At 72.7% G+C, this 21,892-nt stretch carries 18 protein-coding genes; 9 read left to right on the top strand and 9 right to left on the bottom strand.

Annotated elements, in window-relative coordinates; translation table 11 throughout:
- Positions 1-28: 28 nt before the first annotated feature.
- Positions 29-1,579 carry a sodium:solute symporter family protein gene (locus ACZ6SQ_RS32105; RefSeq protein ID WP_469568356.1) on the bottom strand — a complete coding sequence of 517 codons (1,551 nt, stop codon included), beginning with the start codon at positions 1,577-1,579 and terminating at the stop codon, positions 29-31.
- A gap of 125 nt (positions 1,580-1,704) precedes the next feature.
- On the bottom strand, positions 1,705-2,490 hold the full coding sequence (locus tag ACZ6SQ_RS32110; protein ID WP_469568358.1) for an SDR family oxidoreductase: 786 nt from the start codon (positions 2,488-2,490) through the stop codon (positions 1,705-1,707).
- Between the two features lie 76 nt (positions 2,491-2,566).
- Between ACZ6SQ_RS32110 and ACZ6SQ_RS32115 the strand changes: the two genes are divergently transcribed.
- Complete coding sequence (locus tag ACZ6SQ_RS32115) at positions 2,567-3,406, top strand: hypothetical protein (protein WP_469568360.1); 840 nt, start codon at positions 2,567-2,569, stop codon at positions 3,404-3,406.
- Between the two features lies 1 nt (position 3,407).
- On the opposite strand, the gene ACZ6SQ_RS32120 is transcribed toward ACZ6SQ_RS32115, so the two are convergent.
- Both ACZ6SQ_RS32120 and ACZ6SQ_RS32125 read right to left on the bottom strand, forming a co-directional pair.
- Positions 3,408-5,231: an MFS transporter gene (locus ACZ6SQ_RS32120; protein WP_469568362.1), complete on the bottom strand. Its 1,824-nt coding sequence runs from the start codon at positions 5,229-5,231 to the stop codon at positions 3,408-3,410.
- Between the two features lie 171 nt (positions 5,232-5,402).
- Positions 5,403-7,706: a D-alanyl-D-alanine carboxypeptidase gene (locus ACZ6SQ_RS32125; RefSeq protein ID WP_469568363.1), complete on the bottom strand. Its 2,304-nt coding sequence runs from the start codon at positions 7,704-7,706 to the stop codon at positions 5,403-5,405.
- 235 nt (positions 7,707-7,941) lie between these two features.
- Between ACZ6SQ_RS32125 and ACZ6SQ_RS32130 the strand changes: the two genes are divergently transcribed.
- The 3 genes from ACZ6SQ_RS32130 to ACZ6SQ_RS32140 all read left to right on the top strand — a co-directional run bounded on the left by ACZ6SQ_RS32130 (position 7,942) and on the right by ACZ6SQ_RS32140 (position 10,665).
- On the top strand, positions 7,942-8,694 hold the full coding sequence (locus ACZ6SQ_RS32130; RefSeq protein WP_469568365.1) for a GOLPH3/VPS74 family protein: 753 nt from the start codon (positions 7,942-7,944) through the stop codon (positions 8,692-8,694).
- Between the two features lie 686 nt (positions 8,695-9,380).
- Positions 9,381-10,244 carry a helix-turn-helix domain-containing protein gene (locus tag ACZ6SQ_RS32135; RefSeq protein WP_386377584.1) on the top strand — a complete coding sequence of 288 codons (864 nt, stop codon included), beginning with the start codon at positions 9,381-9,383 and terminating at the stop codon, positions 10,242-10,244.
- 229 nt (positions 10,245-10,473) lie between these two features.
- Positions 10,474-10,665, top strand: coding sequence for a DUF397 domain-containing protein (locus ACZ6SQ_RS32140; RefSeq protein ID WP_356688680.1), 192 nt, complete (start codon positions 10,474-10,476; stop codon positions 10,663-10,665).
- A 158-nt stretch (positions 10,666-10,823) separates the two neighbouring features.
- Here ACZ6SQ_RS32140 and ACZ6SQ_RS32145 read toward each other — a convergent pair whose 3' ends face one another.
- From ACZ6SQ_RS32145 to ACZ6SQ_RS32155, 3 genes are all read right to left on the bottom strand, one after another.
- Positions 10,824-11,675, bottom strand: a complete 852-nt coding sequence (locus ACZ6SQ_RS32145) for a MerR family transcriptional regulator (protein WP_469568369.1) — start codon at positions 11,673-11,675, stop codon at positions 10,824-10,826.
- A gap of 100 nt (positions 11,676-11,775) precedes the next feature.
- The gene (locus tag ACZ6SQ_RS32150) at positions 11,776-12,282 is read right to left on the bottom strand and encodes a glutathione peroxidase (protein WP_469568371.1); all 507 of its coding nucleotides are present in this window, start codon (positions 12,280-12,282) and stop codon (positions 11,776-11,778) included.
- Between the two features lie 77 nt (positions 12,283-12,359).
- Positions 12,360-13,328 carry an ArsR/SmtB family transcription factor gene (locus ACZ6SQ_RS32155; RefSeq protein WP_469568373.1) on the bottom strand — a complete coding sequence of 323 codons (969 nt, stop codon included), beginning with the start codon at positions 13,326-13,328 and terminating at the stop codon, positions 12,360-12,362.
- 75 nt (positions 13,329-13,403) lie between these two features.
- On the opposite strand from ACZ6SQ_RS32155, the gene ACZ6SQ_RS32160 reads away from it, so the two are divergent.
- Both ACZ6SQ_RS32160 and ACZ6SQ_RS32165 read left to right on the top strand, forming a co-directional pair.
- A complete protein-coding gene (locus ACZ6SQ_RS32160; RefSeq protein WP_469568376.1) occupies positions 13,404-14,603 on the top strand; it encodes an MFS transporter in 1,200 nt (399 codons plus the stop codon).
- 57 nt (positions 14,604-14,660) lie between these two features.
- A complete protein-coding gene (locus tag ACZ6SQ_RS32165) occupies positions 14,661-15,797 on the top strand; it encodes an NAD(P)/FAD-dependent oxidoreductase (RefSeq protein WP_469568378.1) in 1,137 nt (378 codons plus the stop codon).
- A gap of 5 nt (positions 15,798-15,802) precedes the next feature.
- Here ACZ6SQ_RS32165 and ACZ6SQ_RS32170 read toward each other — a convergent pair whose 3' ends face one another.
- A complete protein-coding gene (locus ACZ6SQ_RS32170; RefSeq protein WP_469568404.1) occupies positions 15,803-16,237 on the bottom strand; it encodes a MarR family winged helix-turn-helix transcriptional regulator in 435 nt (144 codons plus the stop codon).
- A gap of 302 nt (positions 16,238-16,539) precedes the next feature.
- Between ACZ6SQ_RS32170 and ACZ6SQ_RS32175 the strand changes: the two genes are divergently transcribed.
- Positions 16,540-17,679, top strand: a complete 1,140-nt coding sequence (locus tag ACZ6SQ_RS32175) for an MFS transporter (protein WP_469568407.1) — start codon at positions 16,540-16,542, stop codon at positions 17,677-17,679.
- A gap of 57 nt (positions 17,680-17,736) precedes the next feature.
- Here ACZ6SQ_RS32175 and ACZ6SQ_RS32180 read toward each other — a convergent pair whose 3' ends face one another.
- Positions 17,737-18,426 carry a DUF4232 domain-containing protein gene (locus ACZ6SQ_RS32180; RefSeq protein ID WP_469568380.1) on the bottom strand — a complete coding sequence of 230 codons (690 nt, stop codon included), beginning with the start codon at positions 18,424-18,426 and terminating at the stop codon, positions 17,737-17,739.
- Between the two features lie 135 nt (positions 18,427-18,561).
- Here ACZ6SQ_RS32180 and ACZ6SQ_RS32185 point away from each other — a divergent pair, with 135 nt between their 5' ends.
- Entirely contained in the window at positions 18,562-20,217 is a 1,656-nt protein-coding gene (locus ACZ6SQ_RS32185) for an alkaline phosphatase D family protein (RefSeq protein ID WP_469568382.1), read from the top strand.
- A 17-nt stretch (positions 20,218-20,234) separates the two neighbouring features.
- A complete protein-coding gene (locus tag ACZ6SQ_RS32190; protein WP_469568385.1) occupies positions 20,235-21,890 on the top strand; it encodes an FG-GAP repeat domain-containing protein in 1,656 nt (551 codons plus the stop codon).
- Positions 21,891-21,892: the final 2 nt, after the last annotated feature.

Below are 21,892 nucleotides of genomic sequence, written 5' to 3' on the forward strand. Positions count from 1 at the left end.
GTCGCGGGCGCCCGGCGCCCGGCGACGTTCAGTCCTTGACCCGCTCCCCGCCCGCCTGGGCGGGGACCGTCGCCGCCCCGTCGCCGTCCGTGTTGACGCGCTCGATGACCTCCAGCCGCTCCGGGGTGTCCTCGGGCTTCAGGAACCCGATCAGCACGTACAGCACCAGGGAGACGGCGAGCGGTACGGACACCTGGTACTGGAGCGGCACCCCGCCGTCGACGTTCCAGTTGATCGGGTAGTTGACCAGCCAGAACGCCAGCAGGCCCATCGCCCAGCTGGTCAGGGCCGCGGTCGGTCCCGAGCGGCGGAACGGCCGCAGCAGACCCAGCATCATCGGGATCGCGATCGGGCCCATGAGACCGGCCACCCACTTGATCACGACGGTGATGATGTCCTTGAACGTGGGGGAGTCGACCTGGGTCGCCACCGCCATGGACAGGGCGAGGAACACCACCGTCGTCAGCCGCGCGGCGATCAGCCCGCTGCGCTCGTTCCAGGAACGCGCCTTCGCGGACAGCACCGGCGCCACGTCCCGGGTGAACACCGCGGCGATGGCGTTGGCGTCGGAGGAGCACATCGCCATGGTGTGGGAGAAGAAGCCGACGATCACCAGGCCCAGCAGCCCGTGCGGGAGGAGCTGTTCGGTCATCAGGCCGTAGGAGTCCGAGCCGTCCGGCTTCTGCGCCTCGACCAGCAGCGGGGACATCCACATCGGGAAGAACAGCACCAGCGGCCACACCAGCCACAGCACCGCCGACAGCCGCGCCGAGCGCTCGGCCTCGCGCGGCGACGGGGTCGCCATGTAGCGCTGGGCCTGGTTGAGCATGCCGCCGTTGTACTCGAACAGCTTGATGAAGAGGAACGCGAGCAGGAAGACGGTCCCGTAGGGACCGACCAGCGGTTCGCCGTGGCCCTTCAGGGCGGGCTCGTCCCAGGCGCCGAGGAACCCGATGCCCTTGTCGTTCAGCTCCATGACCACCGCGACGAACATCGCGATGCCGGCCAGCAGCTGGATGACGAACTGGCCCAGCTCGGTGAGCGCGTCGGCCCACAGGCCGCCGATCGTGCAGTAGACGCCGGTGATGACGCCGGTGATGAGGATGCCCTGGTTCAGGGAGACGCCGGTGAAGACGGACAACAGGGTGGCGATCGCCGCCCACTTGGCGCCGACGTCCACGATCTTCAGCAGCATGCCCGACCAGGCGAGCGCCTGCTGGGTGCGCAGGTCGTAGCGGTTCTTCAGGTACTCCAGCGGGGAGGCCACATGCAGCCGTGAGCGCAGCCGGTTGATCCGCGGTGCGAACAGCTTCGAGCCGACGGCGATGCCCAGGGCGATGGGGAACGACCAGGTCACGAAGGACGTGACGCCGTAGGTGTAGGCGATGCCGGCGTAGCCGGTGAACATCACCGCGCTGTAGCCGGACATGTGGTGCGAGATGCCCGAGAGCCACCACGGCATCTTCCCGCCGGCCGTGAAGAAGTCGCTCACGTTGTCCACGCGCCTGTGCGACCAGACGCCGATCGCCACCATCACGCCGAAATAGCCGATGAGCACGGCCCAGTCGAGACCGTTCATGTGCGTCCTCCCAGGGTTCAACCGGCGCTCATCGTGGGCGCTGTCGCGTGAGCACGACAAGTGAGCGTGAGGTCAAAGGGAGGTAAAATCATTCGTGATGATGGCCTTGGTTCACAGACATGAACTCATCGCATCAGCTCACCGGCGTTGACCAGCAACGACTGTCCGGTGATCGCCCGCGCCCTGTCCGACGCCAGGAACGCCACCGCGTCGGCCACATCCCCGTCCGTCGCCAGGGCGGGCAGTGCCATCCGCTCCGTCAGCCGCCGCAGCACCTCGGACTCCGGCACCTTCTCCGAGTGCGCCGCGAACCGCACGTACGCCTGTACCGGCGGGCCCCACATCCAGCCCGGCAGCACGGTGTTGACCCGGATGCGGTCCGGCCCCAGCTCCCGCGCCAGCGAGTACATCGCACTGGTCAGCGCCCCCTTCGAGGCCGCGTACGCGGCCTGCCGCACCTGCGAGGGCGCGGCCACCGCCGACTGCGTCCCGATGATCACCACCGACCCGCCGCGCTCCCGCAGCAGCGGCAGACAGGCCCGGGTCATCCGCAGCGTCCCCAGCAGATTGACGTCGATCACCTTCTGCCAGGTCGTGAAGTCCGCGTCCGCGAGCCCGCCGAAGTACCCGTCCCAGGCGGCCACATGGACCACCGCGTCGATCCGCCCGAACCGCTCCCGCGCCAGCTCGGCCAGCGCCTCGCACTGCCCCTCGTCGGTGATGTCCGTCGCCCGGTACGCCGTGCGCGCCCCGTCCGGATCGACCTCGGCCGCGCAGACCGCCAGGTTCGCCTCCGTCCGCGCCCCCAGCACGGCGTTCCCGCCGTCCCGCACCACCGCCGCCACGACCTGGTGGCCGAGCCCGGCCCCGACCCCCGAGACGACGACGGTCCTGTCCGTGAGCAGCGACATGAGAGGCCTCCCTCGCTCTGGCGCATCATCTGACGGTCCGTCAGAGTATGGGCGACCGAAGGAAAGGGGAACGGGCATGAGCGACGACACCCGCAGCGATCTCTACGCCGAACTGGCCTCCACCGGCCCCTACGGCGTCCGCCCCGGCCACGCCCTGATCACCATGGTCGAGCCGCACCCGGGCCACGAGTACGCCTACAACCGCTGGTACGAGGACGACCACTACTACGCCGGGGCCATGGCCATGCCCTGGATGTACGCGGGCCGCCGCTGGGTGGCGACCCGGGACCTCCAGCTCCTGCGCTACCCGGAGAAGTCGGCCGTCGCCCAGCCGGTCTCGGCGGGCTGCTACCTCTCCACGTACTGGATCACCGCGGGCCGCTACGACGACCACATGCGCTGGACCGTCGCGATCAACCGGCGCCTGAACCGCGACGCGCGCGTCTACCGGGACCGCACCCATGTGTTCACCGCGTTCCAGGACCACGAGCGCACGGTCTACCGCGACGGCGCCGCCGGCCCCCGCGACGTCCACGCCCTCGACCACCCGTACGCGGGCCTGGTCCTCCAGGTGATCGACGCCGAGTCGGAGGACGCCCGCCCCGAGCTGCTGCGATGGCTGACCGGCCGCCATCTGCCCGAGCGGCTCGCGGGCTCACCCGCCGCCCTGGTCACCGTCTTCCGGCCGACCCCGCTGCCCGGCGACCGGATGACCTACGTCAAGCAGGTCGAAGGGGTCGGTACCCGGCTGACCCTGCTGTGGTTCCTCCAGGCCGACCCCCGCGACTGCTGGGAGCGGCACTTCACCGGGCTCGACGAGACCGTCGCCGCCTCGGGCCTCGGCCGCGTCGAGCTGATCGCCCCGTTCGTGCCGACCGTGCCGGGCACCGACACCCATGTGAACGAGCTCCGGTGAGTCAGCGCAGCTCCTCCGGGCAGGGCGTGCCGCGCGGCAGCTCGTAGGGGGAGGCGAGGCGGTAGGTGCCCGCGCGGGGCGCCAGCAGCTCGGTCCACTTGTCGCCGAGCGCGTCCTCCTCGGTCTCCATCAGACAGCCGTTGAGGTTCTCGTACGTCTTCGGGGTGCCCTCGGTCCGGTTCTCGGAGGCCTCGGTCTCCCGCGGCGGCTCGACGCCCTTGCCGTCGGCGTCGACCAGCTTCAGCCAGGGCGAGTACGGCACCCGGATCAGCACGCGGCCCGGCTCGGAGACCGTCAGGGTCATCTCGCCCTGCTCGGCCCGCTCGACCGTGGCCGGCGGGTCGGCGAGCGGGGCCGGGTCGGTCACGGCGAACAGCTGCCAGTTGGCGTCGCCCCACACCTGCCGCAGATACGGCAGCCCGCGCTGCACCAGCTCCCGCTCCCGCTCGGCGCCCGCGCCGTCCGGGTCGTCCTTGGGCAGCACCACGAAGTGCACGGCCCAGCGGCGCAGCCACTCGTGATAGTTCGCCGAGTTCAGGGTGTCGTCGTAGAAGAGGGGGTTGCGCTCCATGTCGGCCTGGCGGTTCCAGCCGCGGGCCAGGTTCACGTACGGCGCCAGCGCGGAGGCCTCGCGGTGCGAGCGGGCGGGCACGACCTCCACCCGGCCCTGCTCGGCGCCGACCTCCTGCAACTCGTTGACCAGCGGCGCGAGCTCACGCGCCCAGGACGCGGTCGGCGTGGTGTGCACGACGTCGTCGACCGACTTGAAGCCGATCCAGCCCGCGAACCCGACCGAGGCGACCACGATCGTGTACCACTTGCGCGAGCGCGGCTGGGTGAACGGCAGCGCGGCCACCAGCGCCACCCCCGCGAACAGCATCGGCAGCCGTGTGATGTTCGAGCCGATCTGCGAGCTGATCAGCCACACCAGCAGCACCGACAGCCCGTACACCGCGGCCGTGATCCGCACCGTCGTCCAGGTCCGCGGCACGACCGCGAAGACGACGACCGCGTACACCAGCGGCAGGCTCGCGGAGGCGAAGGACATCGGCTGGGTGCCGGAGAAGGGGAACGCCCACGCGGACACCGCCACCACCGCGGTCGGCCCGAGGCCCAGCGCCCAGGCGCCCGGCAGCCGCTTCTGGAAGAACATCGCGACCGCGATCAGCCCCACGAACAGCCCCGCGACCGGCGAGGACATCGTCGCGAGCGCCGCCAGCGGGGCCGCGCACAGCGCCTTCGCCCACCGCTTGTAGCGCCACTTGTACGGCCAGCAGAACACGACCGCGACCGCGCCGAGCGCGAACATCGTGCCCAGGCCGAAGGTCACCCGGCCCGAGACCGCGTTGCACAGAAAGGCGAACACGCCCGCGAGCGAGGCCCACAGCGGATTGCGCACCGACCGGCTGCGCATCAGCACCAGCGTCAGCAGACCCGCGGACACGGTCCCGGCGATCATCATCGTCGTCCGGACACCGAGCACCGACATCAGATACGGCGACACCACGCTGTACGAGACCGGGTGCATGCCCCCGTACCAGGCGAGGTTGTACGCCGAGTCGGGGTGGCGGCCGACGAACTCGGCCCAGGCGTCCTGAGCGGCCAGATCACCGCCACTGTTCGCGAACGTGAAGAACCAGACGATGTGCAGGATGCCGGACAGGGCGGTGAAGGCGAGGACGGGATGGCGCAGGAAGACCTCGCGGACCTTCTCCACGGCTCCGCGGGACCGGGATTCGTCCTCGGACGGGGACAGCGGTATTCGCGGGCCGGCGTCCGGGCCCGGACCGGTGTCGTCGGCGCGTGTCGGCTCCGCAGTGGCCACCTGTAGGCACTCCCCGTGTCCCGTCTTCTGCTGTCGGCCGCGTTCCGTTCCCGCAGACTTCACGGCCGTGTTCCCACGTGCGGCGACCTTGTCCCGTTTCGTGACGCTAGCACGCGGCCCGCCGACGGAAACCCGGGCGGGGTCCGAGGCGGGCCGCGGTGCTTTCGCCGGTCAGGCGATACGCGTCAGCTTGTCCGTCCAGCCCGGTTCGGCCAGATCGTTCTGCAGCGCGACCGGCACCTTGACCGCGCCCGCGGTGCCGCCGTCGCCGACGGTGAGGGTGCCGACCTGGGTGCCCGCCTTCGCCGCGTGGGGCAGCTCGTCGGCGGTGAACTTCAGCTCCACCTTCAGGCCGGCCCAGCCGACCGCGGTGACGTCCTTGGTCGCCACGACCGGGGTACGGCCGCCGAGACCGTCGTCCACATAGCCGACGACGTCGCCCTTCTTCAGGATCTCCGCCGACTGGAGGCGGTCCTGCGCGGCCCGGATGAGCTTGTCGCTCGCGGACAGGGCGCCCTGGAGGATGGTGTTGTCGAAGCCGCCCGGGGGCTGGCGGACGACGGCGCCGACGATCGTGCGGGTCTCCCCGTCGATCTCCTTCTTCGCCGCGAAGAGCAGGTTGCCCAGGGCGGAGGTGGTGGTGCCGGTCTTGATGCCGACGACGTCGTTCTTGCCGACCAGCTGGTTCCAGTTGGGGTGCTTGGCGCCCTTGTAGTCGGTGTACTCCATCATCGCCGCGACCTCGCGGAACGCGGGCTCCTTCATCGCGGCCTTGCCGAGCTTCACCTGGTCCACGGCGGTGGAGACGGTGGTGTCGTTCAGGCCCGAGGGGTCGGTGTACGTGGTGTTCGTCATGCCGAGGTCGGCGGCGGCGGCGTTCATCTTCTCCACGAACGCCTTCTCCGAGCCGGCGTCCCAGCGGGCGAGCAGCCGGGCGACGTTGTTGGCGGAGGCGATGAGGATGCTCTCCAGGGCCTCGCGCTGGGAGATCGAGTCGCCGGCCGTCACGTCGACGGTCGACTCCTGGCCGGCCTTGGACTGGTCCTGGGCGGTCTGGTCGATCGGGATCTTCGGACCCTCGGCGCCGCTCTCGAGCGGGTGGTCGCGCAGGATCACGTACGCCGTCATGACCTTGGCGACACTCGCGATCGGGACGGGCTTCTGCTCACCGGAGGAGCCGAAGGAGCCGATGCCCTGCACATCGAGCGCGGCCTGGCCCTCCTGCGGCCACGGGATGCCCTGGAGGTCGCCGCCGAAGGTGTAGCTGTCCTTCGCGGTCAGCGTCAGCTCCGGGGCGGGCAGCGGGCGCAGAGACTGTGCGACCGCAAACGCGATCAGGAGGAGCAGGACCAGCGGGGTCCAGATCTTGACCCGCCGGGCCGCCTGGCGCAGGGGCGTCTGCGGGGGCGGCGGGGTGTTGGTCAGCTCCGCGAGGAGGTCCAGCGGGGGCTTCGGCGGAAGCGGCTGCCGGGTGGTGCGCTCGGCGGCGCCGAGCTTGAGCATGGTGGTCGGCTGGTCGGGGACGTCGCCGAGCCGGCGGAAGACGCTGGTGGGCTGGTCGACGGGGGTCGGCTCGGCCTCGGCCGGCTTCTCCCGGGTGGCTTCGGCGCCGCCGGCGGGGTCGGGCTTCCTCGGGGCAGGAGCGGGGGCCGGGGTGGGTGCGGGGGCGGGGGCCGGGGTTTCGGCTTCGGGCTCGCCGTCCTCGTCCCGGTCCTCGTCCTGCTGGTCCTCGGCCCGGTCCTGCTGGTCCTCGTCCTCGACGTCCTCGGAGGCCGGGGCGGGGGTTTCGCCGGCGGGGGCGTCCTCGCCGTCCTCGGGGGTGGCTTCCGGCTCGTCGGCGGGCTCGGCCTCGGCTTCCGCCTCGTCCGCCTCGTCCGCGCTCGGCTCCCCGGCGTCGGTGTCCTCGTCGCCGTCGTCCTCGTGGCCGTCGTCCGGGGCGTCCTCGCCGGACGGCTCCTCGGACGCCGAGTCCGCAGGCTCCGCCGCTTCGGGCCCATCGGCCGGAAGCTCCGCGGCCGCGTCTTCGTCCTCGTCCGCGTCCCCGTCCTCGACGGACTCCGCGGCTTCGTCCGTGGCTGTGTCCTCGGCCTCGTCCTCGCCCGCGTCCCCGGTCTCGTCCTCGACGGAGTCCTCGGCGGGCTCCTCCGGGGCCTCGGAGGGCGCCTCGGACGGGTCCTCAGGCGCCTCGGAGGGCTCCTCGGAGGCCTGGGCGCCCTTCGTGACCCAGGCGGCGACCGCGGCGCGCAGGCGGGCGTCCTCCTCGGGCTCCTCGGGCTCGGGTCCGGAGGAGGGCGGCTTCGGGAGGGAGAGGACCTGCGTGGCCGTGTCCTTCACGGGCGCCGGGGGCGTCGTGCCGGACTCGCGGGCCACGGCGAGTCGTGGATCGCGGGCCTCGGGAACCGGGGCCGCGGTTCCCGGCGTCGGTTCTGCCGACGACTCGCGCTGCTTCGACCTGTCGGGGGACTCGCCCGCCACCGATGCCTCCTCCGTGCCGCACGCTCTCCGCGCGCCTAACCGAACCCTGAACCGCCGCCCGGACCCGTGTCCATGGCAGTGTCCGAACCATGTACCAGTGTCCTGTGTGTGGCCCTGGCCGACGTGATAGACGAGAACGACATACCTGCCGGTTCCACTACAAACAGGTCACGCACCCTCGACAGACCAATGTGAGAGGGGTCACCCTGTCATTCATCCACGCGGGGAGGCATGGATGGGCAGGAGCCGCAGAACAATTCCGGAGGAGCTTCTGTTGCTGGCACTGGACCCGACCACGGGTACCACTGCACAGCCGCAGTCGCTCGACCTCGGTCTGGCCGGAGCACAGCTAGTGGAGCTGGCGCTGGCCGGACGGATAGCCCCAGACGGGGATCGTATCGCCGTGGTGTCCCCACGGCCGACTGGAGATCCGACACTGGACTGCGCGTTGGAGTTGCTGCGAAGGCGCGGCGCTCCGGTTCGGGCCGTCCACTGGATCGGCGGGCCGCGTCTCGGGCTGCGCCAGACCTACCTCTCGCATCTGGAGCGGTGCGGCATGGTGCATGCCGTGGCGGGCCAGATGTGCGGAGTGCTGCCGACGACTCGCTACCAGGCGACGGACACGGCGATCAGCCGGGAGATCAGGGCCCGGCTGGACTCCGCGATCCGCACCGGCGTCCCGCCGGACCCGCGGACCGCGGCGCTCGCCGCCCTGGCCCACGCGGTCGGACTCGGCAAGCACCTGTACCCGGGCAACGAGGGCCGCTCCTCGCGCTCCCGGCTGCGGGATCTGATCAGGCACGACCCCATGGGCGGTCTCGTGGCGCACGCGGTCATGGACGTCCAGAACGGCGTCGCGGTCCAGCCGCGCCGCAGCCCGGCCCCGGCCGGCCGTCAGGCCGCCCCGGGCAGGCCGGCAGCGGAACCCGCTCGCGGTGTTCCGGTGCAGCCGCACCGCAGTCCCATGGCACGCGCCGGAGTCCACTGAGCCGAGGGCCCGGCACCGCCGCACGACCCCCCGAACCCGTCACCGGGAGCCGCCGCGGGGGGGGGGGGGGGGGGGACGCCCCCCCACCCCCCCCCCCCCCCCCCCTCGTCCGCACCCGGTTCGCGCCCGCCGGCCCCACCCCGGCCCGCGCCCCGACGCCCCTCGGGCAGCCGGTCGTGCCCGCCCCAGGGCGACACCACCCGACGACCGTCTCCGGCCTGAGCCCCGACGTCTTGCGGGCGGCCGCCCGTCTCACCCCCACACCCCCACGGCGCGGCGGAATCTGAACCGACGGGGCCGACAGCCGCGTACGGCGGGGAGGGGACGTGTCGGGGGGTGTCCGCCCGCAGCGGCCGCCGTCGAACACCAGAACTCCCGTAGGGGACCCGTCCGGCGGACCGAGGACGGACACCCCCCGGCGCGGCCCCGCACCACACACCCACGCAGCGCGCCACCCCGACCCCACTCCGCGTTCGAGCGGCCGCTCGTTCCCCTGTCCGGACAGGGACCCGTCCGTGTCCGGATGGGGCGGGCCGCGTGTCCGGATCGCGGCTTCGCGCGTTCACTGTCGTGCACCTCGCGCATATCCCCCGTTTGCCAGCGGTAGGAAGCACCTTGGTGGCAGTCTGCTCAACAGCAGATACGCAAAGTGTCAGGTACAGGCAGTAGCCGGAGGTGCACGTCTCGTGGCGTCCAATGTCAATCCCACCGTCAGGCGGCGCCGGCTGGGCCAGGAGCTGCGCCGGCTCCGTGAACTCAAGGGCATGACCGCGGAGGAGGTGGCCGAACGGCTGCTGGTGTCGCAGTCGAAGATCAGCCGCCTGGAGAACGGCCGGCGCAGTATCAGCCAGCGTGACGTCCGCGATCTGTGCGGGGTCTACGAGGTGGAGGACCAGCGCGTCGTCGACTCGCTGATGCAGATGGCCAAGGACTCCCGCCAGCAGGGCTGGTGGCACGCCTTCGGCGATGTGCCGTACAGCGTGTACATCGGCCTGGAGACCGACGCGGCCAGCCTGCGGGTGTACGACCCGCAGGTCGTGCCGGGCCTGCTGCAGACCCGCGGCTACGCCGAGGCGCTGATCGCGGGCGCCCTGCCGGAGGCCGCGCAGGCCGACATCGACAAGCGCGTACAGGTCCGCATGCGAAGGCAGGAACGTATTTCCGCCGCCGACAACCCGCTCCGCCTGTGGGCCGTGGTCGACGAGGCCGCGCTGCGCCGCGAGGTCGGCAACCGCCAGGTGATGATCGAGCAGCTGGAGCATCTGCTGGAGATGGCCCAACTGCCCCACGTCACCGTGCAGGTGATCCCGTTCTCCATGGGCGCCCACCCGGGCGTCAGCGGCCAGTACGCGATCCTGGAGTTCCCCGACGCCGCCGACTCCACCGTGGTCTACATCGAGGGCGTGACCAGCGACCTGTACCTGGAGAAGGCCCAGGACGTGTCCAAGTACAGCGTGATGTACGAGCACTTGAGGGCCCAGGCGCTGAACGTCGAGCAGACCCGGGAGTTCATCTCCAAGGTGGCCAAGGACTACGCCCGCGAGAACTGAGGGCCGCCCTGGAAGCGGTTGCCGAGGCCGTACCGGAGCAGGGGCGCCGAAAGGTACACCGTTAGACGACCTTGAGGGAAGTCCCTCTGGAATATGTCATCCGGTCGGGTGAACGGTTCCTCCAGGCAGCTGAGTTGGCGAGTAGCGTCGATCACGCCAATCGAGCACACGGGTTGGCGCAAACACAGCAACTCCGCAACTCAGCAAGCAACTGGCTACTGGAGCGAAAATGGCGATCAAGCAGGGCGCGACGGACACGTGGGTCAAGTCGTCCTACTCCCAGGGCAACGGCGCGTGCGTCGAGGTCAAGTCCCCTGTCCCGGCCGCACTGTCGGTGCGTGACTCCAAGGTCACCGACGGCCCGACCCTCGCCTTCCCGACCGGCGCGTGGCAGGCGTTCGTGACCTCGGTCAAGGCCTGAAACGGAGGGTCTTCCTGATCCTCCGCCGCACGACAACTCAACAAGCCTCACCTCAGGAGCCCTCTCGACGAGCTCGCCGTCCTTGCCGAGGGGGCTCGGCTTGTGCCCGGCGCCGCGCGGAACGCCTCCGCCCGGCGCCGGGTCCGTACGGCGAGCGGTCAGCGCACCGGGAACGCCACGTCGCAGACCGGGTCCTCGGGCCCGGCCGCGTCCCAGTCGGTGAAGTAGATCTCCCGGCAGGGACCGTCGTAGGACAGCCCCTCGCGCTTCATCCACTCCTCCACGGCCTCGAAGGCCGCCAGGATCTGCGGATGCGCGACCTGCGCCTTGGTGATCCGGGTGTACGCCAGCTTCCGGGCGGGCTCCACCCGGACCCGGGTCTCCCAGGTGCGGCCGTGCCGCTCGGCCCAGGCCCGCGCCGCGGCCTCGTCGACGACCGGCACACAGCTCTCGGCGGGGCCGTCGCTCTCCATCGACACCGCCGCGTGGTAGACGACGTACGGCGCCGCGGCGACGCCCCCGCAGGCGCCGGCCGCCTGCTCCAGGCGTCCCATCGACGCCCCGATCCAGGCGGGCAGCTCGTCCGCCAGGACGTGCCGGGTCTCGGTGAGCACCGCCCGCGCGGGCACCTCGACCGTCTCGACCGTGAACTTTCCGTACATCTCGGAGCTCCTCCCCGAAAGGCGTCCACGGAGGTACTCGGCCAGCGTCCGCCGCACGGCGAACCGCGACTCCGCGTCCGCCCAGTACGCCGCCAGCAGCCCGGCGGCCTCGCCGGCGTCCGCGTCGGCCACCTCGGCGATCCGCGCCAGCGGCATGTCCAGCTGCCGCAGCAGCGCCACCAGCCGGGCCCGCTCGATCTGGCCGGCCCGGTAGTAGCGGTAGCCGGTGACGGCGTCGACCCGGGCCGGGGCCAGCAGCCCCAGCCGGTCGTACAGCCGCAGCGCCTTGGCCGACAGCCGGGCCCGCGCGGCGAACGCGCCGATGGTCAGCAGTTCGTCGTCGTCCATCTCAGGCAGCCTCGCCCTCCGTCGCCGGACGGCCTGTCCCGCCCGGCGACTCCGACGCTCCCCCTTGCCCCAGGGGCAAGGTCAACAACCGGCGGGAGGGTCAGCCGATCGCCTTCTCGACGGCCGCCACCAGCTCCGCAGACTCCGGCTCGGTCTGCGGCGAGAAACGCCCGACGACCTGCCCGTCCCGGCCGATCAGGAACTTCTCGAAGTTCCAGCGGATGTCCCCGCTGTGCCCCTCGCCGTCCGCGAAGCCGACCAGCCGCTCGTACAGCGCGTGCCGCCCCTCCCCGTTCACCTCGACCTTCTCGGTCATCGGGAAGCTCACCCCGTACGTCGCCGAGCAGAACTCCGCGATCTCCTCGGCCGACCCCGGCTCCTGCCCGAGGAACTGGTTGCACGGCACACCGAGCACCGTGAACCCCTTCTCGGCGAACCGCTCCTGGAGCCGCTCCAGGCCGCTGTACTGCGGCGTCAGTCCGCACTTCGAGGCCACGTTCACGACCAGTACGGCCCGGCCCGCGTAGGAGGCCAGTTCCGCGGAGCCGCCGGTGAGGGCGTCGATCGAGACGCCGAGGGGGGAGGTGCCGTTCAGTTCAGTAGTCATGGGCGGATGCTAACGCCACGCATCTCGGGGGTGCGGTCCGTGCCGGTGCGGCTCCACCGCGTGACGACCGCGCCTCCTCACCGCCCACCGCCCCCGGCCGCCTTCATCAGCACCTCCCCGGCGGCCGTGCGCGAGTACAGCACCGACCTCCCCGCCCGCCGCCGCGCCACCAGCCCCGCGTCCAGCAGCAGCCGCAGATGCCGCCCCACCGACCCGAGCCCCTGCCCGGTCACGGCGACCAGCTGCGTCGTGGACATGGGGGAGGCGAGGAGGCCGAGCACCGCTGCCCGGCCCGTCCCGAGCAGCGCCGCGAGCGCGGCGGGCACCGGCGCGGTGCCACCGGCCAGCACCCCGGAGGCCGGGTACACCACCGCGTACCGCGCCCGGCTCTCCCAGGACACCCACCCCGCCCGGGGCGTCACCGGCACGAAGACCAGCTCGGCCCCGGAGATCTCGCGCGGCGGGTATGCGTGCGTGTTGACCTGGAGCCGGTTGTCGCCGAGCCACCGCGTCCCCGGCCGCAGAGCCCCCAGCACGGCCGCCCAGCCTCCCTGGCCGACCTGCGAGGTCCTCGCCACGACATCGGCCTCCAGCACCCGCCGGCGCCGCGCCCAGTCCGGCCGTACGGTCTCGGACCACAAGCGCGACAGCAGCGCGGCGGCCCGCTCGGCGAGGTCGTCCCGGTCCAGCGCGGCGGGCAGCGGTCCGGCCAGAGACGTCCTCAGATGAGCACGGGCCTCGTCGGGCGCGACGGCCCGCACCCGGGCCAAGGTGTCCTCGAAAGTCTCCCCGTCGCGCGGGGTGGGCGTCAGGAAGTCGGCGATCCACTCCCGCCCGAGCCCGGCCCGTACGAGCAGCCCGGTCACCGGGTCGGCGGCGAGCCGGGCACGGTGACCGGGCAGATGGGCCCGCAGCCAGGCCTCCTCGCCCGGATGGGCCCCGGCCCCCGCCTGCAGGAGCTTCAGACAGGCGAACGTCTCCGCGTACGGCGAGATCAGGAACCGGCTCCCGGCGAGGGTGTCGGCGTTGACCTGCCACCAGCCCATCGACGGCCCCCCGGACGTTTCGCGCGTACGCGAAACAGTAACCACCGGCCGCGCCCCGCTCCCAGACTCCGCCGCATGCGCAGTTACCGAGCACTGTTCCGCACCCCGGAGTTCACTCCGTTCTTCCTCGCCTCGGCCGCCCACACCGCGGCCCACACCATCGGCGGCCTGGCCCTGGCCACACTCGTCTACCGGGCCACCGACTCCCCGCTGCTGTCGGCGGTGAGCATGTTCGGCCCCCAGCTGACCCAGGTGCTGGGGGCGGCCTTCCTGCTCTCGGCCGCGGATCGGCTGCCGCCGAGGCCCGTGCTGACCGGGATCGCGGCGGCCTTCGCGGCGGGCACCGCGGTGCTCGCCCTGCCCGGCCTGCCGCTCGGCGCGGTGTTCGCGGTCGTCCTGCTCCAGGGCCTGATCGCCTCGCTGGGTGGGGGAGTGCGCTGGGGCCTGCTGAACGAGATCCTCTCCAAGGAGGGTTATCTGCTGGGCCGTTCGGTGTTCAGCATGCAGAACGGGCTGACGCAGGTCGCGGGCTTCGCGACCGGGGGCGCCCTGCTGACCCTGCTCTCCCCGGCCGCCTGTCTGCTGCTCGCGGCGGCTCTGTACGCCCTGTCGGCGGTCGTCGTCCGGCTCGGCCTGACGGCCCGCCCGCCGCGCGCCGGCGGCCGCCCCTCGGCACGGGCCACCTGGCGCACCAACGCCACGCTGTGGTCCTCCCGCCCCCGCCGCCTGACCTATCTGGGCCTGTGGGTCCCCAACGGGCTGGTGGTCGGCTGCGAATCCCTCTTCGTCTCCTACGACCCCGGGGCCGCGGGCGCGCTGTTCGCCGTCAGCGCGCTCGGCATGCTGGCCGGCGACCTCGCGGTGGGCCGGCTGCTGCCGCCGGGGGCGCGCGCCCGCCTCGCCACCCCGCTGCTGCTGCTCCTTGCGGCGCCCTACCTCGTGTTCGTGCTGCGCCCGGAGGCGCCCTGGGCCGCCCTCGCCGCCTGTCTCGCCGCCGTCGGCTTCGCCGCGAGCCTGGTCCAGCAGGAACGCCTGCTGCGGCTCACCCCCGACGAACTGGCGGGCCACGCGCTCGGGCTGCACTCCGCCGGAATGCTCACCGGGCAGGGGCTGAGCGCCGCGCTCGCCGGTGCGGTGGCCCAACTGACCTCCCCGGCAACGGCCATGACGGTCATGGCGGGCGCCTCGATCGCGGTGACGCTGACTCTGGCGCGGCTCGACCGATCGTCCGGAGACTCCATTGAAGTTCGTACTGCGAACCAATATAGTTCGTGACACGAACCGAATCCCGCGCATCCGTTCGCGGGTCCGTCCAGGGGGAGTTGAAGAGTCATGGCATCCACGACATCCACCACCGGCCGTACCGTCGTCGTCATCGGCGGGGGGTACGGCGGCGCGACGGCCGCCAAGGCCCTGGACGCCGAGGCCGATGTCGTCCTGATCGAGCCCAAGGACGCCTTCGAGCACGCGGCAGGCTCGCTGCGGGCCCTGGTCCGGCCCGACTGGGCGCAGAACGTCTTCCACTCCTACGACCGGCTGCTGGAGCGCGGCAGGGTCGTGCGGCAGAAGGTCGCCTCCGCCGACCCCGCGGGCGTGACCCTGGCCGACGGCACCCGGATCGACGCCGACTACCTGGTGCTGGCCACCGGCTCGCGCTACCCGTTCCCCGCCCGGGCCGAACAGGACGACGCCGTCGAGGCGCTGGGCCGGCTGCGCGAGACCCACGAGGAACTGGCGGGCGCCGCACGGGTGCTGATCACCGGCGCGGGCCCGGTCGGCCTGGAACTCGCCGGCGAGATCAAGCACGTGTGGCCCGGCAAGGAGGTCACGGTCCTGGACCCGGCGCCCGCGCTGCTGCCCGCCTTCGAGCGGAGCCTGCGCGACGACCTGCACAGGCAGCTGGCCGAGGCGGGCGTCGTACTCCGGCTGGGCACCGCCCTGGCGCAGGAGCCGCCGGCCGAGCCCGGCCGCGCCAAGACCTTCACCGTGGCCACCGCCGACGGCGGCGAGATCACCGCCGACATCTGGTTCCGCGCCCACGGCGTCCGCACGAACGGCGACTACCTCGCCGACGGCGCCCTGACCACCCGTACGGACAGGGGCCGGGTCCGGGTCACCGGCACCCTCACGGTCGAGGGCTACGACCACGTCTACGCGATCGGCGACCTCACCGACCTCCCCGAGGCCAAGATGGCCGGGTACGCCATGCAGCACGCGCGGGTCGCCGCCGCGAACATCTCCGCCCAACTGCGCGGCGAGACCCCCGGGGCCGTCTACACGCCCTCGCCCGTGCCCTCCGTCCTGCTGCCGCTCGGCCCCGAGCGCGGCGTCGGGCAGTTCCCCTCGGAGGAGGACCCCGCGGCCGCGGTCGTCGTCCCGGCCGAGGTGGTGGCGCGGTACAAGGGGACGGACCTGTTCGTCGGGATGTTCCGGGAGCTGTTCGGCACCGAGGCGCCGCAGACGTCGTAGCCCGGTCAGGGCTGGGGGTCGAGGAAGACCTCGGGCACCTTGTTGTCCTGCACCACGCGAGCCAGGAGCGCGGCCAGCTGGTCGCGCTCCCGCGCGTTCAGGCCCGAGGGCAGCTCGTCGATGCGGCGGCAGGCCTCGTCGTAGAACTCCTCCGCCAGCCGGGCGCCCTGCGCGGTCAGCGCCACGCGCACCGCGCGGCCGTCGCTGGGATCGGCCTCCCGGCGCACCAGCCCGCGCTGCGCGGTGCGGTCCACCAGACCGGTCAGGCTCGACTTGGCCAGCCCCAGCATCTCGCCCAGCTCGCGCATGCCGTACGGCTGGGGCATCAGCACGCACAGCAGCTTGCCCTGCTGCGGCGTCAGCCCGTACGCGTGGCTCGCGTCGGCGTACACGGCGTCCACCAGGTACGAGGACCGCACCAACGCGGTCACCACGCTCATCCGCTCCCCATCGGCCTTTGCCATGAGGGAAGCCTAACGGCGCCCGCGCCCCCGCCGATACGACCGGGACGACCGGGACGCGCGAGCGGACGGGGCAGCCCAGACGGCCTCGCGCGCTCCTCCGCCGCGGCCGTGGCGGAGTCCGTTCGCCCGGTCCGCGTGCACGCGCCGAGATGCGGGCCGTCGTGGCACGGCCGATCATCGGAGGCGTGTCGACGACCGGCCACGCGCCCAGTGAGCAGCCCGCCGCCGAGCGGCCCGGCGGCGACCGGGTTCCGCCCGCCGCCTGGCGGAACCTGGTGATGGCCACCCTCGGCTTCACACTCACCTTCTGGGCCTGGAACCTCGTCGCCCCGCTCGCCTCCGACCTCGACGAGCAGCTGCACATGAGCTCCTTCGCCCAGTCCCTGCTGGTCGCCGTCCCCGTGCTGGTCGGCTCCCTGGGCCGGGTCCCGGCCGGCGCACTCACCGACCGCTACGGCGCCCGGCTGATGTTCCCGCTGGTCAGCGCGTTGACGATCGTGCCGGTCCTGCTGCTGATCCCGGCCAAGGAGTCCTATGGGGCGCTCATCGCCGTCGGATTCGTCCTCGGCCTCGGCGGCACGACGTTCGCGATCGGCGTCCCGCTGGTCAACTCCTGGTTCCCGCCCGCCCGGCGCGGCGCGGCCCTCGGCGTCTTCGGCATGGGCATGGGCGGCGTAGCGCTGTCCGGCTACTTCACCCCGCGGATGTACCACCACAGCGAGAACCTGCCGTTCCTGGTGCTGGCGGCGGCCCTCGCGGTGTACGCGGCCGCGGCGGTGTTCCTGATCGACGACCGTCCCGGCCGGCCCGTTCCCACGACCCCGCTCACCACCCGGCTGGGCCAGGCGGGCCGACTGCGCGTCACCTGGGAGCTGTCGGCCCTGTACGCCATCGGCTTCGGCGGCATCGTGGCCTTCGGCGTCTATCTGCCGACCTACCTCAGGACCTGGTACGGCCTCAGCCCCACCGACGCCGGCACCAAGGCCGCGGGTTTCGCCCTGGTCGCCGTCGTCTTCCGGCCCATCGGCGGCTGGCTCGCCGACCGCGTGCACCCGGCGGTGGTCACGTCCTGCGCGCTGGGAACGGTGGCGCTGCTGGCCGTCGTCCAGTCCTTCGACCCGGCCCTGAACCCCGGCGCCACCATCTGTCTGCTGGTGATGGCCGCGGGCCTCGGCACCGCCAGCGGCTCCGTCTTCGCGCTGGTCGCCCGGGTCACCCCGCAGCCCCAGGTCGGCAGTGTCACCGGCATCGTCGGCGCCATGGGCGGCCTCGGCGGTTTCGTCCCGCCGTTGGTCATGGGCGCCGTCTACAGCGCCAAGGACTCCTACTCCATCGGCTTCATGCTGCTGTCCGACCTCGCGCTCGCGGGGTGCGTGTACGCGTTCGCCCGGATGCGGGAGGCGGGCCGCCCGGCCTAGCGCCGGGGTTCATGGCTCGTGGACGGGGACGGGGACGGGGACGCGGCGGGCCGGGGCTCACGGCGTGGGCGCGAACGCCGTCACCTTCACCCCGGTGTCGCAGATCCGTACGTCCGCCCGCGCCCCGCCCGCCGTCGTGAAGCCGGGCGTCAGCGGCCGTGACTCGCCGGGCGGTACGACGTCCAGGGCGCCGACCGGCTCGCACTCGTCCAGCCCCAGGAAGGTGAGCCCGGCGGAGGCGGAGTCGCCCGGGGCCAGGGTGACCTCCTCGGCGTTCGCCGCCGAACCGTCCCAGTCCACCGGCAGTTCGGCGCGGCCGGCCTCGCCCACGAGGAGCAGTGAGGGGAAGCCGCGCAGGGTGCAGGAGCCGTCGCCCTCGTTGGTGAGCACGACCGAGGCGCGGCCCTGCCCGGTGCTGCGGGCCACGGCCGACAGGTCCTTCGTACGGCAGCGGTCGGCGGCGGGGGTGGGGAGCCGGTCGGCGCCGTAGAGGACGCCGGGCGGTGGCGAGGAGGCGCCACCGCCACCGCCACCCGGGCCGTTCCGACTGTCCTGCCCGTTCGGCCCGTTCGGGCCGTTCGGGTCCTCGGGGTCGGACGCCGCGCCGCCGTTCCCGTCCGAGCGGGACGAGTTCGCCCCGGCCTCGCCGCCGGGACGGTCCCCGGCGTCCGACGACGAGGAGGAGCAGGCCGTCGCCCCGGCCAGCAGCAGGGCGGCCGCGACGAGGGAGAGCGTGGGTCGGCGCATGGCTCCTGCCGTCTCTTTCGGTGTCCGCGCGGCCGGTCGGGCGTCCGCGTTCCTCACCGGCGAGGGTATTAGAATCCCGCCGATCAGTTCACCGGCGCTGCCCAGCGCACCGCCTCCGGGGGAAGGGCACGTGCTGTGGACCCGAGCAGTTCGGACGGCATACGCCGCAGGCGGTTCCTGGGCGCGGGCGCGGCGACGCTGGGCGCCGCGGGCGCGCTGGCCGCCGGGCAGTACCTGACCGGCGACGCCTCGGCCTCCGTGGGCGGCCCGACGGCTCCGGCGGGCCCCGGCGTGAACGTGAGCGGCACGGTCTTCAAGCTCGGCGTGGCCTCCGGCGACCCGCTCCCGAACGCGATCGTGCTCTGGACCCGACTGACCCCCGCCCAGCAGGGCGGCTCCGGCATCCTCGCCCCCACGGTGCCGGTGACCTGGGAACTCGCGGCGGACAGCGCCTTCACGAGCATCGTCAGAAGCGGTACGGCGACGGCGAGCGCCTCCCTCGGCCACAGCGTCCACGTCGACGTCACCGGCCTGACCCCGGCGACGGACTACTGGTACCGCTTCAAGGCCCTCGGCCGCACCTCCGGCACGGGCAGGACCCGTACCGCCCCGGCCGCCGGAAGCACCCCCGAGCGCCTGCGCATCGCCCTCGCCTCCTGCCAGAACTGGCAGCACGGCTGGTTCACTCCGTACCGCGACATGAAGGAACAGCGGCCCGACCTGGTGCTGTTCGTCGGCGACTACATCTACGAGAGCTCCGCCTACTCGTACCGCGTACGCCGCCACGAGGGCGGGGGCGCGCCCGTCACGCTGGCCCAGTACCGCGCCCGGCACGAGCAGTACAACACCGACCCCGACCTCCAGGCGATGCGCGCCGCCGCGCCCTTCGTCGTCGTGTTCGACGACCACGAGGTGGACCAGGACTGGGCCGGAGCCGTGGCGGGCGACCCGGTCGCCTGGCCGCGCGACACCTTCCTCGCCCGCCGCTCGGCCGCCTTCCAGGCGTTCTACGAGCACATGCCGGTCCGCGCCCGGCAGAAGCCCAGCGGCCCGGACGCCCTGATGTACCGCAGGCTCGACTTCGGCGCCCTGGCCCGGCTGCACGTCCTGGACACCCGTCAGTACCGCGACGACCAGGCGGCCACCGCCGAGGCCGCGGCCGGGTCGGGCCGCGTCATCATGGGCGACGCCCAGCGGGACTGGCTGCTCGCGGGCATGGCCGAGCCCGGCACCATCTGGAACCTCGTCGCCTCCCAGGTGATGATGGCCGAGACCGACTTCCTGGCCGGTACGGGCAAGGAGTGGTCGTACGACGCCTGGGACGGCTACCAGCAGGAACGCGCCTCCCTGCTGAAGGAGTTCCGGTCCGTGCGCAACCCGGTCGTCCTGTCCGGCGACCGCCACCGCACCATCGTCAGCGATCTCAAGCCGGACTACGCCGACCCGGCGTCCCCGGTCGTCGGCGCCGAGTTCGTCGGCACCTCCATCTCCAGCAACGGCGACGAGGACCTCCAGGCCTTCGCCGCCGAATGGGCGCCCAAGCTGGCCGACAACCCGCACTGGAAGATGATCGACGCGCGCCGCGGCTACCTCCTCCTGGACATCGCCCCCGACGGCATCGACGCCCAACTGCGCGCGATCTCCACGGTGCTGACGAGGAACGGCACGACGGCCACGGCCGCGACGTTCCGCGTGGACGACGGGGTGCCGGGCGTGCGGCAGACCGGGGTGGAGGCGCCGGCGAGCACCGGCGCGCAGGCGTCCCCCGAGACCACGACGGCCACCCCCTGACCCCACCGGGAGAGAACGTGTTCACCACCCGATCCCGGCGGTCCGGCGCAGGCCGGGGACACCGGCGGCCCCGCTCGCTGCCCGTCCTGGCCGCCACCGCCGCGGTCCTCGCGGCCGGCGTCTTCGTCGCGCTGCCCGGGGACGCCGACGCGAAGGTCCCGACGCGCGGCGACTTCGACGCCGACGGCACCACGGACCTGGTCTACCGGAACGTGGCGGGCCAGTTGTACGTGAACACCGGCACGTCCGCGCCCGAGACGATGGCCCTGGACTCGGACGTGTCCAAGGTCAAGGACGTCCTGACGCCCGGCGACCTGGACTCGGACGGCGTCCAGGACATCCTGACCCTGAGCCCGAGCGGCGCCCTGCGGCTGCACACCGGCGTCTACGCGAGGACACCCGGCGGCCTCGGCTCGTACCGTACGGTCGCCACCGGCTGGCAGATCTACAACAAGGTCCTCGCCCCGGGCGACATGAACCGCGACGGCAGGGCCGACCTGCTGGCCCGGGACTTCTCCGGCGCGCTGTGGTTCCACCCGGGGGACGGCAAGGGCGCCTTCGGCGCCCGGGTGAAGGCGGGCACCGGCTGGCAGCAGTTCGACCAGCTGACCGGCGCGGGCGACCTCGACGGCGACGGAGTCGGCGACGTCCTCGCCCGCACCCCCGCCGGGGTCCTCTACCGCTACCCGGGCCGCGGCCCCGGCACCTTCGCCGCCCGCGTCCAGGACCCGAGGAGCGAGTGGGCCTCGTACAACCAGCTCATCGGCGGCGGCGACTGGGACGGGAACGGCAGGACCGACCTGCTGGCCCGCGACTTCTCCGGCGCGCTGTGGTTCTACGCCGGCGACGGCAGGGGCACCTTCGGCACCCGCTCGGCGCGCAGCACGGGCTGGGGCAAGGTCACACAGTTCGCGGGCGCGGGCAACACCCCGCACTTCGGCAAGTTCGGCATCATGGCCCGCACCTCCGCCGGCTCGCTCTACAGCTACGAGGTGACCGGCACCGGCTCCCTGACGAGCAGACTGGAGATCGGCGGGACTTGGCCCCGCTCGACGACCCGTCTGGCCTACGCCTCCGCCCTGCGCGAGAACGGCCTCGCCGACCTGGTCGTCCACTCCACCGGCACCGGCCGTCTGACCAACCCGGCGTACTACGCGCTGACCGACCCCGAGATCGCCGGGGGCTCCACGTCGTACGGCCGCATCCTCGGCCCCGGCGACCTCACCGGCGACGGCAAGGGCGACCTGCTGTCGGTCACCACCACCGGCACCGTCTATCTCAACGCGGGCAACGGCTCCGGCACTTCGGTCGCCGCCCGCGTCCAGGTGGCCACCGGCTGGCAGGGCTACAACGCCCTGATCGCCGGCGGCGACTACACCGGCGACGGCCGCCCCGACGTCCTGGCCCGGGACACCTCGGGCTCCCTGTGGCGCCTGACGGGCACGGGCAGAGCCTCGGCGCCCTTCCTGCCCCGGGTGAGGATCGGCACGGGCTGGCAGCAGTACCGCGCCCTCTTCTCCCCGGGCGACGCCGACGGCGACGGCAAGGCCGACCTGATGACGACGACCTCCGCGGGCGCCCTGCACTTCCACGCGGGCACGGGCACGGGCGGCTTCAAGGCCCGTGTCACCAAGGCGACTTCGGGCTGGAACGTCTGGGCGGACCTGCTCTGACG

The sequence above is a fragment of the Streptomyces sp. NPDC048600 genome (genome assembly GCF_055587025.1).

Excerpts from the sequence above, each read along its gene's own strand:
- ACZ6SQ_RS32160 (WP_469568376.1), top strand. The coding sequence starts at position 13,404 with ATGCGCAGTTACCGAGCACTGTTCCGCACCCCGGAGTTCACTCCGTTC.
- ACZ6SQ_RS32115 (WP_469568360.1), top strand. The coding sequence starts at position 2,567 with ATGAGCGACGACACCCGCAGCGATCTCTACGCCGAACTGGCCTCCACC.
- ACZ6SQ_RS32145 (WP_469568369.1), bottom strand. The coding sequence starts at position 11,675 with ATGGACGACGACGAACTGCTGACCATCGGCGCGTTCGCCGCGCGGGCC.
- ACZ6SQ_RS32175 (WP_469568407.1), top strand. The coding sequence starts at position 16,540 with ATGGCCACCCTCGGCTTCACACTCACCTTCTGGGCCTGGAACCTCGTC.
- ACZ6SQ_RS32150 (WP_469568371.1), bottom strand. The coding sequence starts at position 12,282 with ATGACTACTGAACTGAACGGCACCTCCCCCCTCGGCGTCTCGATCGAC.
- ACZ6SQ_RS32140 (WP_356688680.1), top strand. The coding sequence starts at position 10,474 with ATGGCGATCAAGCAGGGCGCGACGGACACGTGGGTCAAGTCGTCCTAC.
- ACZ6SQ_RS32105 (WP_469568356.1), bottom strand. The coding sequence starts at position 1,579 with ATGAACGGTCTCGACTGGGCCGTGCTCATCGGCTATTTCGGCGTGATG.
- ACZ6SQ_RS32165 (WP_469568378.1), top strand. The coding sequence starts at position 14,661 with ATGGCATCCACGACATCCACCACCGGCCGTACCGTCGTCGTCATCGGC.
- ACZ6SQ_RS32110 (WP_469568358.1), bottom strand. The coding sequence starts at position 2,490 with ATGTCGCTGCTCACGGACAGGACCGTCGTCGTCTCGGGGGTCGGGGCC.
- ACZ6SQ_RS32130 (WP_469568365.1), top strand. The coding sequence starts at position 7,942 with ATGGGCAGGAGCCGCAGAACAATTCCGGAGGAGCTTCTGTTGCTGGCA.
- ACZ6SQ_RS32180 (WP_469568380.1), bottom strand. The coding sequence starts at position 18,426 with ATGCGCCGACCCACGCTCTCCCTCGTCGCGGCCGCCCTGCTGCTGGCC.
- ACZ6SQ_RS32170 (WP_469568404.1), bottom strand. The coding sequence starts at position 16,237 with ATGAGCGTGGTGACCGCGTTGGTGCGGTCCTCGTACCTGGTGGACGCC.
- ACZ6SQ_RS32155 (WP_469568373.1), bottom strand. The coding sequence starts at position 13,328 with ATGGGCTGGTGGCAGGTCAACGCCGACACCCTCGCCGGGAGCCGGTTC.